Below are 13,785 nucleotides of genomic sequence, written 5' to 3'. Positions count from 1 at the left end.
CTACACTAGGTTGGTAAAAAATATTTATTGTTTCTCAGGATATGTAATGCAGCGCCTAAAGATATTAGCGCAGTTCCTTCGGTTGAGACGCTGGTTTGCTCAGAATTTAGGGGTGAGCACCCTTCGCAAAGAACAAGTCTATTTGGACCTTGCTCAGTCGGTGACTCTGACAGATGCCAGTTATTGGATTCAAGTTTTATTTTCTGCTGGGATAGCTACCCTGGGATTGGTGTTGAATAGTCCGGCCGTCATCATTGGCGCGATGCTGATTTCACCTTTAATGGGGAGTATTTTGGCAAACGGGCTGGCTTTGGCTGCTGGGGATGCGATTTTGGCGCTGCGGGCCCTCGTTAATTTAATTTTGAGCTGCACGCTGGCTATTTCCTTTGCGGTGGTGTTGGTATTGATTTTGCCATTTCAGGAAATGACCGACGAAATTCTGGCGAGAACTCAGCCAAATTTGCTGGATTTAGTGATTGCGCTGTTTTCTGGGGCTGTGGGGGCGGTGGCTATTTGCAAGGAGGCTAAGGGGGTTGTTACGTCTATTCCGGGGGTTTCGATCGCAGTGGCGCTGATGCCGCCGCTTTGTGTTGTGGGTTATGGTATTGCAACGGCGGTGAGTGTGAGTCCTGGAAGCGGGTTGGCGGTGGCGCGGGGGGGAGGGCTGCTGTTTTTTACCAACTTAGTCGCTATTACGTTTATGGCGATGCTGGTGTTTTTGGTTCTGCACATTGATAGCTTTCCCGTGCGCGAGCGGGTGCGTTTGTGGCGGGAAAGCAATGGAGAAAGCATTTGGATGCAGTCGTTGGTCGCTCGAATTCCGGCGTCGGAACGATTGAAGCGCATCGGTAGTTTGCCAAGTCGCCTGCTGCTGATTTTGATGACTATTTCATTGACTTCGATTCCTCTGTATCAATCTTACAATCAACTTAGCGAAGAAATTTCTCGCAAGCAGCAAGAAAATCAACTGCGTAATAGCACTACAGAAATCTGGCAAAAAAACTTTGGTAACTTTCCTGATGGTAAGGTGCGATCGTACATCAGTCAACTTTCGTTTCGACAACAAAAGCGTAAATTAGTCGCTCAACTTCAGGTAGTTACTAGCAAGGTTTACACAGAAGCGGAACGAGAGCAATACAAGCAATTGCTGTCAGCGAAACTTGGGAGGCCGTTGGAGTCAATTGCTCTGAATTTGATTCAAATTCCCATAGCTTCTAACGAGCTGTTACCAACAAAGGTTTCTGAAACAACAATCAAGCCGGAGCCTCCCCCCACGGTTGCGGAATTGCAATCGAGTTTTTTGACGGCTGTGGAGTCTGCCCTCGACTCCCTGATTTTGCCCCTACCGGCTCAATTGATGAGTTATCAGGCGATTACTAGCCCGCTGACGCCGTTAAGGATTCAGATTGCTTACTTTAGTGCGCGGGATCTCGATCGCGACGGACAAGCGCTGCTGGTGGATGATATCCGCAGTCAATTAAATTACCCTACAGCCCAGGTCAATTTCAATCGGATTGCGCCGGTTGCTGGAACGGTTACTTTTGCGTTAAATCAAGCTCAAATTGCGGCAAATCAAGTTCAATTGCTCGATCGACTGGGTAAGACGGTACAGCAAAATCCTAAATTGCAGATTGAAATGAGTTCCGGTCAAGCGCCCTCGGAAGCTGGGGCGCCGGCGATCGGGCGATCGGTGGCGGTTCGCAATTATTTGCAAACAAAATGGCAAATTAAGCCCGATCGCTATATTACTAAAACTGCAGCTGCAACTCAACCAATTGTCCAGTTAAAAACAGTTCTGAAAAAACCGCCCCAAAATTCCTCACCTTCTGTTCAGCAGGATGCAGTTGAAGGAGGAGTGACACGCTGACTGTTTTTAACACTGGTGTCAAAAAGACGGTTCGTAGTGCAGACTCGCATTCCGCACTACGAACCAATCTGTCTGTGCAATCCGATAATTACAAATAGGAAAATTTTAAAATGATAGAAACGAGTCTACAAGAAGTGGCGATTGAAGACAATCTGAAGCAATTTTTACTGGTTCTTTCAGTTTCTTTGAGTGTGGCAACTCTGCCACAAATTGTTAGTTGGTTGCGCCGAATTCCCTATACGCTGCTGCTAGTAATTGTGGGAGCAGGACTGGCTTTGGTCGATGTGCGGTTGGTGAATCTTTCGCCTGAATTGATTCTGTTGATTTTTCTGCCGCCGCTGCTGTTTGAAGCTGCTTGGAATTTGAAGTGGTCGAGTTTAAAACAGGATTTAATTCCTATTTGTCTTTATGCTGTTTTCGGTGTGCTGATTTCTATTGCGGGTGTGGCAATTGGTTTGAATCAATTTGCCGGTCTTTCTTTGGGAACTGCGCTGATGATTGGGGCTACCCTTTCAGCTACCGATCCGGTTTCGGTGACGGCTTTGTTTCGGGAGTTGGGGGTTGAGAAGCGTCTCAGCACTTTGATGGAAGGCGAAAGTTTGTTTAATGACGGAATGGCAGTTGTGGCGTTTGGATTTCTGGCTGCTTTTGCTCAGGGAACTGCTAAGTTATCGCCGGGGCCGATTGTGCTGGAGTTGATAACGGTGGTGGGGATTGGGCTGGGGGTTGGCGGGCTGATCGGGTTTGCGATTTCTTATCTGACGCAGCGGTTCGATTTGCCTCTGGTGGAGCAGTCTCTGACGTTGGTTTCGGCCTACGGTACTTATTTGATTGCGGAGGATTTGGGGGGTTCGGGGGTGATTGGGGTGGTCACGACTGGGCTAATTTTGGGCAATTTTGGTTCTCGCATCGGGATGAATCCTCGCACTCGGATTATTGTGAGTGAGTTTTGGGAATTTTTAGCTTTTTTTGTAAATTCGATTGTGTTTTTACTGATTGGCGATCAGATTCGGTTTGGGAGTTTGGGCGAAAATTTGGATGCGATCGCGGTGACGATTGTGGCGGTGATTGTAACGCGGGCGATCGCCATTTACGGACTGGGAAGTCTCAGCAACCGTTTTGCCGCATCCGCCATTCCGCTGCAGGAGCAAACGGTGCTGTGGTGGGGAGGGCTGCGGGGTGCGGTGTCGGTGGCTTTGGCTTTGAGCGTACCTGAAGGTTTACCGGGCCGGGAGGTGGTGATTGCGACGGTTTTTGGGACGGTGTTGTTTACTTTATTGGTGCAGGGACTGACTATTCAGCCTGTTCTGAAAAAACTGGATCTGCTGGGGGATGGGCCGATGCGCGGGGAGTATTTGGAGGCGATCGCCCGTCGGGCGGCTTTGGGTAGGGTGTTGCAACGGTTGGCTGAGATGGAGGATCAGCCGGGGGTCGATCGGGAGTTTTATGAGTATCAAGAATCGCTGGTTAAGGGGGAGTTAATGAGGATTGAGGCGGAGGTCGATCGGCTTCAAGATGAATATCCCGATCTCAGCACGTTTATTGCTGAGCAAATTCGAGCGGAGTTGCTGGCGATCGAAGCTGACACCTATGCTGAGTTTGTGCGATCGGGTCGCTTAAATCAAGAACTGTCTCTGTTTTTGGGAGTTGAGAATATAGGGGAGTAATTATAGAGTGCGACGGTTTTTTCTATATCTTGGAGACTTCCAAAATGCCGCCGCAGAATAGATTCAAACTAATACTTAAACATTTCGAGCAAGTTCGATCGTTCGGACTTCAATCCTTTCCATCAAGTGCGATCGTTCGGACTTCAATCCTTTCCATCAAGTTCGATCGTTCGGACTTCAGTCCTTTCGAGCATTGTCTAACAGTGTTAAGGGAACTGAACGGGTAACTCAATCAGTTTAAGCCGTTATAATGCAAAAGTAATCTGAGTATCAAGTACCAAAGTGCGCTGGCAAAGTATTCCTCAAGCACTGCCGCACCGTTAATCCTTCTGATGGTTGCACTTATTGGGCTTTGTCATCAATATCCAGTTTGCAATTCCCTGAGACCTCTCTAACGATTCTTGTAGAACGGGCATCCTGCTTGTTCAAAAACTTGCTTTGCGGTGGAGGTCTATTAGAGGCATAGCGATCGCGGAATATGAGGAGTGCATTGAAATTGGTAAAATATGTTAAATCGCCGGAAATCTTCATTTGTTCGTTACCAAATACTGGGAATCATCACAGCCTTAGCGCTGAGCTTAGTTTTACAGGCTGTACCCGTTCAAGCAGCGAGGACGGCGACATCTGTTGTGGTAGATGGTCGTCCAATTTTTAGCGTGAGCGATGCTGACTCATTGACGGGCGCCGAACGAGCCGATTTGCTCAATTTGCGACTAAAACAAATTGAGCAATCTCAAGAAACCATTCAAGTTACAACTGAATTTCGCGATCGGTACCCCACCATTCTGGTTAATGGCAAATACTTGCTGACAGTCACTCAATCCGATGTGCAAGAAAATCGCACGCCCGCCGAACAAGCTAATCTTTGGGCAGAACAACTCCGTCAAGCTTTGCAGCAAGCTCAAAATGAAAAAAGCGCCGGATTCATGAAAAATATGTTGATGCTGGCAGCGGCGACTGTCGGGCTGGCGATCGCCCTCAACAAAGCATTGGGATGGCTGTGGCGATCGGCCAGACAAGCTGCAATCCAGCGATTTGTCGAACCATCAAACGAAGAAGTTGGGGTTAATGATTCGCCCAAAGCTCTGAACTTATTATTTAACTTAACTCTGTTTTTCGCAAGGGTTGCGCTTTGGATTGTCACTGCCCTTTACATTACCAATCTGTTTCCGGTAACTCGGATTTGGAGTTACACTCTAACCAGCAGTTTAGTCAGCACTTTCACATCTAAAGCCCTGTCTGTAGGACGCAACAATTACTCAGTCACCGATCTGCTAATTCTAGCTGCTCTAATCCTGGGATGGGTTGTCCTTAGCGGCGTTATTTCTAAAATATTTAAACTGCGAATTTTGGAAGTCACCCGCATCAGTCGAGGCAGTCAAGAAGCCGTTGCCGTGATTGCCAAATATTTGCTGGTTGTTATAGGAACCATCGTTCTGATGCAAATATGGGGAATTGACCTGAGTTCTCTAACAATTATCTTTAGTGCATTAGGAGTTGGTATCGGTTTTGGATTTCAGGATATCGCTAAAAACTTTGGTAGCGGTCTGATTTTGCTCTTTGAACGTCCGATTCGGGTAGGCGACTTTGTGAATGTCGGTAAAATTGAAGGCACTGTGATCCGTATTGGCGCTCGCAGTACAGTGCTTCGCAACCTAGATCAAGTTTCGATTATTTTGCCCAATTCTCGTTTCTTAGAGGATGATGTAACTAACTGGAATTATGAGAATTCTGTGTCGCGAATCAGAATTCCAGTTGGTGTTGCCTACGGCTGTGATATCAATCAAGTTAAGGAGGCACTGCTAAAAGCTGGTAGGGGACATTCTGATGTCTTGAAGACTCCAGAACCGATTGTTTTTTTCTTGGGTTTTGGTGATAGTTCCTTGGATTTTGAGCTGCGGGTTTGGATTGTTGAACCCATCGCACAGTATCGCGTCAAGAGTGATTTATTTTTCCGTATTGAAGAACTGTTTCGAGAGCATGAAATCGAAATTCCGTTTCCTCAACGAGATTTGCACGTGCGTTCTGGGAGCATTCCTTTGGCTTTATCACCGGAACTAGAGGCAACCTTACGCAACACTTTACTCAAGTCGGAAAATAACTCAACCATCCAGAAATAATCTCGGCTATGCAGAACAACAACGCTATAACTAATACAATCTTTGATTTCAAATCTAGCACTTAACTTTGCCATGATAAAAACAATCGATGCGCTATTTATGCTCGCACAACTGCCTTTAGATAATGGCGATCGCTTCCTGCAAATTACTCTAATTTTGATAGCAGGAGGGATTGGCGGATTAGCAGGAATGGTGGCGGTTCCTGCCTTGAGTGTAGCCTTAAATGGGTTTGCTCCCAATTTATTGACACAGGCTTATATTCGTGTATTCCTTGCCTCTAAAAACATAATTTTAACGTTATTCACTCTGTCGGCGATGGAAGTGATGTTGCTTCTGCTCCCTCGCACTGAATGGCTGAAATTTATGGAATTTTGCCTGAGTGCGGGCATCACTTTTTTTTGCGGTTGGTTGCTGTGGAGTCTATTTCGAGACTTTTTTAATACCACAATTATAGGCGTTACTTTTGAGTCCAATCCTAAAGTAAGAGGCGAGTCTATTTTTTTGATTCGCTATCTCGGAGAATTTGTGATCGCTATCACGTTAATTTTAGTTTTTTGTATTAGCCACAACATCAACGTTGCCGGGATACTTACTAGCTTGGGGATTGGCGGTATTGCTTTTGCCTTTGCCGCTCAAAAGACTCTAGAACAACTTTTGGGAGGGATTGTTTTAACTCTCGATCGCCCTTTTACAGTTGGCGACTATATTGGTTTAGGAGATGGGCAGCAAGGCAAACAAGGTACTTTTGGCAGAGTAGAAAGTATTGGCTTAAGATCGACCAGAATTCGCATCTCCGGTAAAGGCACTCTCACAGTTATTCCTAATAATTCCTTGACTCAAGCTACCATCGAGAACTTTACCGGCGCAAAGAAAGTTATGTCTGTCATGATGCTAGAGTTTCCCGAACAGGTACCTGCGGACAAACAAGCACTAATCCGCCAAACCGTGATGGACAGCACGGTGGACATTTTTGGTTTAGACTGGCGCAGCACAGAAGTTTCCTTCAGTGACGATCGCGCCCAAATTTCTTTTTTTATTCTGGGTGCTAATGAATTATCTATGGAACTGAGGCGGCAATTGCTCGATTTGGCTACCCAACAAATTACTAAACAACTGCAAAAGCATGATATTTCTTTTACCATTAACCAACCAACGATTTATGTGGATGCTCCAATCGCTATTTAAGCGGCAAATTAAACTGATATTTTTAGGTACGATCTGCTGGTTGCTGTTCGCCACTCCGATGAGTTTTGCTCAAAGTGTTGGTGGCCCTCGTTCTCCCGTAGTAGTTGATGGAATTCCGCTGTTTTATTTGCAACCTGTCGATCGGTTTACAGCATTGGAACGTACCCAATTTGCCAACGATTTACTGGCTGAGGCAATCTCTAACCAGAAAGTCATAACTTTTGATGTGCGTAATGACTCCAATACAAGTGCTACCTCAATTTCTTTGAACAACAATTACCTGTTGACAGTTACAGCCAACGATGTTCTACCAAATTTTTCTTTATCTCAACAAGCTAAACAATGGCAAAATGTTTTAGAAAAAGCGGTAGCTAAAGCTAAAAAAGAACGAACTTCAAAATACGTTTTGCAGAGAGCTCTGTGGATTTTAATTGGCATAGGAATTATTATCCTGTTGCGGTTTTTAGTGGCAATTGTAGCCAAAATAGCTAAGTGGGAAACGGGAATTTTTACCAATATTATTTTTGGTTCTGCCTGGATAGCGATCACCCTAGTGAGTTCGGAATGGTTTCCGGTATTACGCAGTATTCGTTATCAGATTGTTTCCCCATTTTCTCAGCCCCAGTGGCTAATATTTTTGGGAGCATTAGGAGGCTCTTTTGTATTTAGCCATTACGCTCCAGCCTTATTGAGATTTGCCATCAAAAAGTTAGATATCCAATCAGCAGAAAATATTTATCTGGCAATTATTCAACCCAGCGATCGCCTCGTGCAATTTTCAGTCCTCTGTATTTCTATAAGTTGGTCTCTGAACTTACTCGAAACATTAGTACCAGTTGTTTACGGCCTGCTAAAACCAATTGCTAATCTATTTGTAGTTGGCTGTTTGTATTGGTTATCTACAAAACTTACTAGCCGCTACCTGCGTACCTATGGATTCAAGTTTGGGGGTAAATTTAATCCCAGTAGCGATGATGCAATTCTGGTATTTGAGACCGTGTTGAATATCTTTATCTTTATTGTAGCACTGGTGACATTTGCCCGCAGCGTCAACTTTGACTTGATTGGCTTGGTTGCTAGTTTGGGGTTAGTTGGTTTGGCCGTCGCTTTTGCTGCCCAAAAAATTCTCGAACAACTCATTGCTACTTTAGTATTGTATTTAGATCGTCCTTTTGTTACTGGTGACTATATCCGTCTACCCGCTGGAGAGTTGGGGAAAGTAGAAAGTATTGGCTTGCGATCGACAAAAATTCGTTCCCTTGGCACGGGTACAATTATTGTGATGCCAAATTCTATCTTAGTCAGCGTAGAAATTGAAAACGTTACTCTTGCCAAAAAAATTATGGTGTTACTGTATATGGACTTTGCGAGTGTTTTAGGAGAACGAGAATACGCCCTAGTGCAGCAAGCTATAATGGAAAAAACTGCTTTCCTATCAGGAATTGATGCTAACAGCACAAATATTGCTCTCGCAAATGGATCGGGAAAAAGATTGAGGGTAAGTTTGGCAATTTTAGGTTCTCAGGATAATGCGGTTGAGGTGCGTAAACGCCTACTAGAGTTAGCAAGCGTTCAAATTGCTAAATCTCTTGCAGTCCACGGTATTGTGTTTACGATGGAAAATCCTACGGTTTACGTGCAGTCCCCTGCTACTATTTGAGTAAAACTGTTCCCTTGCCCAAAAACTGCTTTAAAATTTCTCCGGGTTTTCTGTCCCAAGTGTCGATATGTTGGTAAATCAAGCTGTCCTCATCCATTTTGTAGGTAGAGTAGCCGTTAAAGAAAATTTGAGCTTTCCAGGGTACGCGCAGCGTCCCGCGCACAGTCCAATTTGCCACAATAGTATCAGGGGCTGTCTGACTTACGTCGTGGAGGTCGAAGTAAATCTCGTTAAAAAATAGCTGCCCGTGAAATCGCAAAGTCCAAAAGATAATGCGGTAGTTGATTTTTCCTTTAAATTTGTTGACGGGATCTTGAAAATAGATGGCTTTTGTGTATATGTCGTAGGAGATGTCTTTCTCAAACAGCGTCGGGAGATCCGCTTTCAGGGTGTCTACTACTTGTTTTACCTGCATTTGATATTCGATCGCGCTCAAGCTACCACCTTGTGACAGTATTGATTTATAAGTTTAAATGAATAATCTCGATCGCTGGACGATCGCAGATTTGAGATTTCATCCAGCTCTGATTTTAACTCTAACGCTATTGTCCGCATCTGCCTTTGTGCAGACCCGGATTTGCGACATTGAAACCTTGGCACAGATTTGACTGAGTACACCAACCCCTCTGACATTCTCGCAGAAATCAACAGCGGCAAGCTGTTGATGGTAGATAGCCGTCGCCGGAACGGTCTAATTTTGATTAAACGCTTTCACGCAGAGTTTGCCGGGCCGGGGGCTGCGGTTGGCGGTGCTTTTGATGTTGACTCTGTGCGGGCGATTCCGGTGGGGGATTTTTGTTTGGTTTGTCCTCAATCTCCCGAAGAAAAACAGAAAGCTTTTGAAATTCGGCGGCATTGGGTGCGTTTAACGGAACAGTTAACGGCAAAGCCTGTAGCTTTGGAACGGGCACAAATGATTTTAACTCAGTTTGAACAATATTTTGATGGGGAAACAGTGGCACAAATTCCCGATGAACCTTTGGCACTTTTAGTAGGCGTATTTCCCAAAACTATTCGCGCGGCCCGACAAGAAAATGATTAGTTATAAATTGGTGTAAGCTGTTCCACATTTAAACTGCATTATTTGTGGTCTATACCCCATACTGTAAGGGGTTCAGGCAAGAAATTTAAATGACTAACAGCTTATAGCCTTTCGATATCTCATATTAAGTACGCGAACGGCTATGGGCTATGGGCTATGGGCTATGGGCTATGGGCTATGGGCTATCCTCACCACGCTTGAGAACCGCTATAGATATTTTATGTGGCGGGCGATCGCGCTGCTACAAGCTCCACTCGGCATTCTGCAAAACGACTCGATAGCCATCTGGGTCTTCAAAAGTCACTCCATTTTTGTCCCAGTAGGGATTGTATGAGTTTACAGGCTCAAATCCAATTGCTTTCATTCGCTCAACAGCCTGCTGCCATTCTTGTTGGTTAGGAAGGTAAAAGACGATAATATTGTCTTGAGTTGGAGCGCCACCTACAATATGTCCCCGTTGATGGATGAATTCAAGGTGGTGGCTTTCTCCTGGCATCCCAACCATTACTCCGTCAAAACCTTCATGGTTTTCAAAACTATCGAGGATTTGCAGCCCTAAACCCTCTGTGTAGAAATGAACAACTTGATCGAGGCAATCAGTTGGACGAGCAACCCGTAAAACCTTTCCTTTAAGCATATATATCTTCTCCAAAGTTATTTTTGTGTTAAGCAAAAACTGGATACCGAATATTATGAGTTGTCAAAAATTTCTCCAATGCGATCGACTGTGCGCTGATTTTCCTCGGGACTTCCTACCGTAATTCGCAAACCTCCGCCGGTGTGCCGAATCAAAGTACCTCTAGCTTTTAGCTGCTGCATGATTTGTTGCTGTTCCTGTTCTGCTGATTTACCCTCACCGGCTTTCACCCGCAGGTAAACAAAGTTGGCCGCACTGGGCCAAATTTGCAATTTTTGATGCTGAGTTAGCGCTGCAATTAATTTGGATCTTTCTGATATAGTTTGGGGAATTGTTGCTAGCAATAATTGTCGCTGGGCTAGGGCAAATTCGGCGGCGATTTGAGAAAACGCGGGCAGGTTGTAGGGGAGGCGGATTTTTTCTAAGGCGGCTACGAATTCGGGATGGGCGATCGCATATCCGACTCTCATTGATGCTAGTCGAAATGCTTTGGAAAATGTTCGCAAAATTATCCAATTCGGGTGTTGGTGCAATCTGTCTGCTAAGGTATTTTGGCTGAATTCAAAATAAGCTTCGTCAATTACTACTAAAATATCTTCGGGCAAACTTGACAACCATTCTATTTCATTGGTTGTTAAAGCATTGGCTGTGGGGGAATTGGGATGGACGACAAAGACGACGCGCACGGGGGGATTTTGATTTTGGTCGTTAGCGCAGCCCGCCCCTACGGGGGCTGCGCCAACGGAGAGGATCGCTCTTTTTGCTGCTTCTAGATCGATCGCAAAATTATCCTCTTTTCGCGCAACACTGACAGCGGGAATACCGAGGGTTTGCGCGATAATGCCATACATCGAAAAGGTGGGATTGGCGACTAAAATTGAGCCTTGGCCACCCAGACAGGTTGCAATTAAGAGCGATCTAATTAGTTCGTCGGAACCGTTTCCGACAGAGATATTGTCGGCTGTAATGGCATTTTTGGGCCGTGTAACTCCCCCTTGCCCCCCTTTGTTAAGGGGGGAGATATTTAGGAGAACACCCTGGTTAAGGGGGGAGACATTTAGGGATTCGTTGACGTATTGGGCGATCGCCTCTTTGAGTGCTGCGTGGCCTCCGTCGGGATAGCGATTTGTTTCAATTAACTGCTGGTAAGTCCAAGCTAGCTTTTGTTTTAATTCTTCTGGTAAGTCGTAGGGGCATTCGTTGGTGTCTAGGCGATCGATTACAATTTCCGAGTGCGCTGATTCTGTTGATGCGCCACCCGGATGGGGAGTGTAGGCGGTAAGTTCGGCTAAGTCTTGGCGGATAAAAGGCAGCATAGTATGATTTCAGCTTTGAGATTGTAGATGGTCTAATTACGATTTAGTTTTACACTATTAGGGTTATTAGTCATTAATCTCTAATATCTAGTTGGTAAATTCTTCATTCTTACAAATAACTAATGACTAATGACTAATGACTAATGACGGCAGGAGGGCGGGCACGGGGGCACCGCCCCTACTGACTAATGACTAATGACTAATGATTATTTAAATCGCGCCACAAAGCGATCCCGCCCAACAAACCGCTGACATTCGGTACTATTTTAGCCTGCGGCGGTAAATCAAAAGCAATTTTTTTTGTATTGCCGCCACCGATGTAAAGCCGATCGCAGTTAAACATATTTTGCAGACATACCAGCGCTTTTTCCAGACGGCGATTCCATCTTTTGGTGCCGACTGCATCTAATGCCGATCGCCCTAATTGCTGTTCGTAAGTTTCCCCTTTGCGAAACGGGTGATGTCCTAACTCTAGATTTGGCACCAAAATACCATCGACAAATAAGGAAGAACCGAAACCGGTGCCGAGGGTAATTACTAATTCTACGCCCGTCCCAGCGATCGATCCCAATCCTTGAATGTCGGCATCATTCGCCACTCGTACAGGTTTTCCCAAACGGTCTTTGAGGGTAGTTGCTAGGTCAAAATCGACCCAAGACGGATCTAAATTTACTGCGGTTTTGGTGATTCCGCGACAAACCACGCCGGGAAAACCGACGGATACTCGGTCAAATTCTCCTTGTGCGCTTGCTAAAGAGGCGATCGCCTCTAATACCGGTTCCGGTTTCGGCGGTTGAGGCGTTTCTAAACGGCTGCGTTCCGTCTGAGGTTCACCTTCAGCGTTCAAAACCATAACTTTGATGCCGCTTCCGCCAATGTCAACGGCTAAGGTGCGAGTCGATGAATCTTGTTCAGTCATTTGATTGTTGACACTTGCAAGTTGGTCAAATTTTAATTTTTGAATTGGCAAAACTTTTGAATCGCTTCCCAAATTTCCCCTAGGACATTTCCCAAAGAATGATCGTCTTCTAATTCGATTAATTGCACCCAGGGACGGTTAGCGGCAAAATTTCTGCTAGCTGTTAGAGTCGAGAGAGGCATTTCTACACCTACCTCTACTTCAGAACCGGACGTGACACGCTAGAGTCGAGGGGGTTCTGCGGAAAGAGTAAAGATGCGACTCGCCACCAAAAACTGCAAGTTCTGTATTGGCTCAAGACCCAAACTGTAGAAACCGTATTGTCGGCTGCTGTGCGGTTATGAAAACATCGTACCACAATACAAAGATGGTTGTCTAGCTATCGAGCGGGGGGAATAGAAGAATTATTATTTCAGAAACCACGTTCGGGAAGACCAAGAATAATGAATCCTGAAACTGTATAGAGATTATCAAAGGAATTGCTCCAACCAGAAGGATTTAGTAGCTACAAAGAAGTACATCAATGTTTGACAATCTGTTGTGAAGTAGAGGTGTCATATCAGACAGTACATCAGTGGGCTAGATATCGGCGATCGAGGAAAATTAAAAGTACCACGTCCCGTGAGCAAAAAACAGAAAAAAGGCGCAGTAGAAGAATTGAAAAAAAGCTGCTATTCCTGGTAAAAGCCAGCCGCTCGTCAGAGTGAGACATTTTTAAATCAATGGAAAAAATTCGCTATTGGAGTCAAAACGAAAGTCGAATGAGCCTACACACAATTAAAATAAGGAAATTAACTGGCAAAGGAATTAAGCCTCACGGAAAAGTGCAATGAGACTTTGTATATCGGTGATTATATGGATTAGTAAAACCTCAAACACCAGAGGGATTATTTTATGAATTTACGCATCTAGACACAGTGTGTTTAGAGAAGTTTTTAGAGCTATTTGCCAGCGCTTATCCAGAGGATTTGCATATAATTCAACTAGACAATGGAGGATTTCATAGTTCATTGAACGTAAATAAGCTGTTGTGCACATTTAAACTGTGATATAAGCATTACCCTTGTTTTTGATTTTGCGCCCATTTAATTATTAATTGTCCTTCATTTAAGAGGCGATCCAATAAATACTCTAGCTCTTCAATTGATTTAAATAGCCTATTGGCAATATATTCTTTTATCGAATGTCATACTAATTCAATTAAGCTATAGTCGGGGCTGTATTCTGGGAGAAATTCTAAATGGAGATTAGGCATTTCTGTTTCATTTTTTTGCAGGTACTCTTCTTGATCGTGAAAACTAGCATTATCAAGAACTATCACTATTTTCGCTTCTTATTCAGCAAATTGTGATGTTTGATTAGCTGCTGATAC

General features: G+C 44.6%; 13 protein-coding genes. 7 read left to right on the top strand and 6 right to left on the bottom strand.

Annotated elements, in window-relative coordinates:
- The first annotated feature begins 46 nt into the window (after positions 1–46).
- The 5 genes from QUA44_RS15435 to QUA44_RS15415 all read left to right on the top strand — a co-directional run bounded on the left by QUA44_RS15435 (position 47) and on the right by QUA44_RS15415 (position 8,499).
- A complete protein-coding gene (locus QUA44_RS15435; RefSeq protein ID WP_333252226.1) occupies positions 47–1,867 on the top strand; it encodes a DUF389 domain-containing protein in 1,821 nt (606 codons plus the stop codon).
- A 110-nt stretch (positions 1,868–1,977) separates the two neighbouring features.
- Entirely contained in the window at positions 1,978–3,534 is a 1,557-nt protein-coding gene (locus tag QUA44_RS15430) for a sodium:proton antiporter (RefSeq protein ID WP_333252225.1), read from the top strand.
- 506 nt (positions 3,535–4,040) lie between these two features.
- Entirely contained in the window at positions 4,041–5,654 is a 1,614-nt protein-coding gene (locus tag QUA44_RS15425) for a mechanosensitive ion channel domain-containing protein (RefSeq protein WP_333252224.1), read from the top strand.
- Between the two features lie 72 nt (positions 5,655–5,726).
- Positions 5,727–6,839, top strand: a complete 1,113-nt coding sequence (locus QUA44_RS15420; protein WP_333252223.1) for a mechanosensitive ion channel domain-containing protein — start codon at positions 5,727–5,729, stop codon at positions 6,837–6,839.
- Positions 6,820–8,499, top strand: a complete 1,680-nt coding sequence (locus QUA44_RS15415; protein ID WP_333309769.1) for a mechanosensitive ion channel domain-containing protein — start codon at positions 6,820–6,822, stop codon at positions 8,497–8,499. Before QUA44_RS15420 ends, QUA44_RS15415 begins: the two co-directional genes overlap by 20 nt.
- Here the strand turns inward: QUA44_RS15415 and QUA44_RS15410 are convergent.
- Positions 8,492–8,914 (bottom strand): DUF2358 domain-containing protein, encoded by a 423-nt coding sequence (locus QUA44_RS15410; RefSeq protein ID WP_333252269.1) that lies wholly within the window; start codon positions 8,912–8,914, stop codon positions 8,492–8,494. The two genes, QUA44_RS15415 and QUA44_RS15410, sit on opposite strands and share 8 nt — an antisense overlap.
- A 189-nt stretch (positions 8,915–9,103) precedes the next feature.
- On the opposite strand from QUA44_RS15410, the gene QUA44_RS15405 reads away from it, so the two are divergent.
- Positions 9,104–9,541 (top strand): hypothetical protein, encoded by a 438-nt coding sequence (locus QUA44_RS15405; RefSeq protein ID WP_333252220.1) that lies wholly within the window; start codon positions 9,104–9,106, stop codon positions 9,539–9,541.
- Between the two features lie 241 nt (positions 9,542–9,782).
- Here the strand turns inward: QUA44_RS15405 and QUA44_RS15400 are convergent, their stop codons facing one another.
- From QUA44_RS15400 to QUA44_RS15385, 4 genes are all read right to left on the bottom strand, one after another.
- Positions 9,783–10,178, bottom strand: a complete 396-nt coding sequence (locus QUA44_RS15400; RefSeq protein WP_265237708.1) for a VOC family protein — start codon at positions 10,176–10,178, stop codon at positions 9,783–9,785.
- A 53-nt stretch (positions 10,179–10,231) separates the two neighbouring features.
- Positions 10,232–11,494 (bottom strand): histidinol-phosphate transaminase, encoded by a 1,263-nt coding sequence (locus QUA44_RS15395; RefSeq protein WP_333252219.1) that lies wholly within the window; start codon positions 11,492–11,494, stop codon positions 10,232–10,234.
- A 199-nt stretch (positions 11,495–11,693) separates the two neighbouring features.
- On the bottom strand, positions 11,694–12,413 hold the full coding sequence (locus QUA44_RS15390) for an ROK family protein (RefSeq protein WP_333252218.1): 720 nt from the start codon (positions 12,411–12,413) through the stop codon (positions 11,694–11,696).
- Between the two features lie 32 nt (positions 12,414–12,445).
- The gene (locus QUA44_RS15385) at positions 12,446–12,595 is read right to left on the bottom strand and encodes a hypothetical protein (protein ID WP_333252217.1); all 150 of its coding nucleotides are present in this window, start codon (positions 12,593–12,595) and stop codon (positions 12,446–12,448) included.
- Positions 12,596–12,772: 177 nt separating this feature from the next.
- Between QUA44_RS15385 and QUA44_RS30700 the strand changes: the two genes are divergently transcribed.
- Entirely contained in the window at positions 12,773–12,877 is a 105-nt protein-coding gene (locus tag QUA44_RS30700) for a hypothetical protein (RefSeq protein ID WP_445243675.1), read from the top strand.
- A 722-nt stretch (positions 12,878–13,599) separates the two neighbouring features.
- On the opposite strand, the gene QUA44_RS15380 is transcribed toward QUA44_RS30700, so the two are convergent.
- Complete coding sequence (locus tag QUA44_RS15380; protein WP_333252216.1) at positions 13,600–13,734, bottom strand: transposase; 135 nt, start codon at positions 13,732–13,734, stop codon at positions 13,600–13,602.
- Between the last annotated feature and the right edge of the window lie 51 nt (positions 13,735–13,785).

Origin of the sequence: Microcoleus sp. N9_A2 (assembly GCF_036701775.1) — a bacterium.
GTDB lineage: Bacteria > Cyanobacteriota > Cyanobacteriia > Cyanobacteriales > Microcoleaceae > Microcoleus.
The sequence above is the reverse complement of the archived record's forward strand: the minus strand, read 5'-3'. Positions and strand labels throughout refer to the sequence as shown.

Bases quoted from the DNA above. Each gene is read 5' to 3' on its own strand.
- QUA44_RS15435 (WP_333252226.1), top strand. From the start codon at position 47: ATGCAGCGCCTAAAGATATTAGCGCAGTTCCTTCGGTTGAGACGCTGG.
- QUA44_RS15430 (WP_333252225.1), top strand. From the start codon at position 1,978: ATGATAGAAACGAGTCTACAAGAAGTGGCGATTGAAGACAATCTGAAG.
- QUA44_RS15425 (WP_333252224.1), top strand. From the start codon at position 4,041: ATGTTAAATCGCCGGAAATCTTCATTTGTTCGTTACCAAATACTGGGA.
- QUA44_RS15420 (WP_333252223.1), top strand. From the start codon at position 5,727: ATGATAAAAACAATCGATGCGCTATTTATGCTCGCACAACTGCCTTTA.
- QUA44_RS15415 (WP_333309769.1), top strand. From the start codon at position 6,820: ATGCTCCAATCGCTATTTAAGCGGCAAATTAAACTGATATTTTTAGGT.
- QUA44_RS15410 (WP_333252269.1), bottom strand. From the start codon at position 8,914: ATGCAGGTAAAACAAGTAGTAGACACCCTGAAAGCGGATCTCCCGACG.
- QUA44_RS15400 (WP_265237708.1), bottom strand. From the start codon at position 10,178: ATGCTTAAAGGAAAGGTTTTACGGGTTGCTCGTCCAACTGATTGCCTC.
- QUA44_RS15395 (WP_333252219.1), bottom strand. From the start codon at position 11,494: ATGCTGCCTTTTATCCGCCAAGACTTAGCCGAACTTACCGCCTACACT.
- QUA44_RS15390 (WP_333252218.1), bottom strand. From the start codon at position 12,413: ATGACTGAACAAGATTCATCGACTCGCACCTTAGCCGTTGACATTGGC.
- QUA44_RS15385 (WP_333252217.1), bottom strand. From the start codon at position 12,595: ATGCCTCTCTCGACTCTAACAGCTAGCAGAAATTTTGCCGCTAACCGT.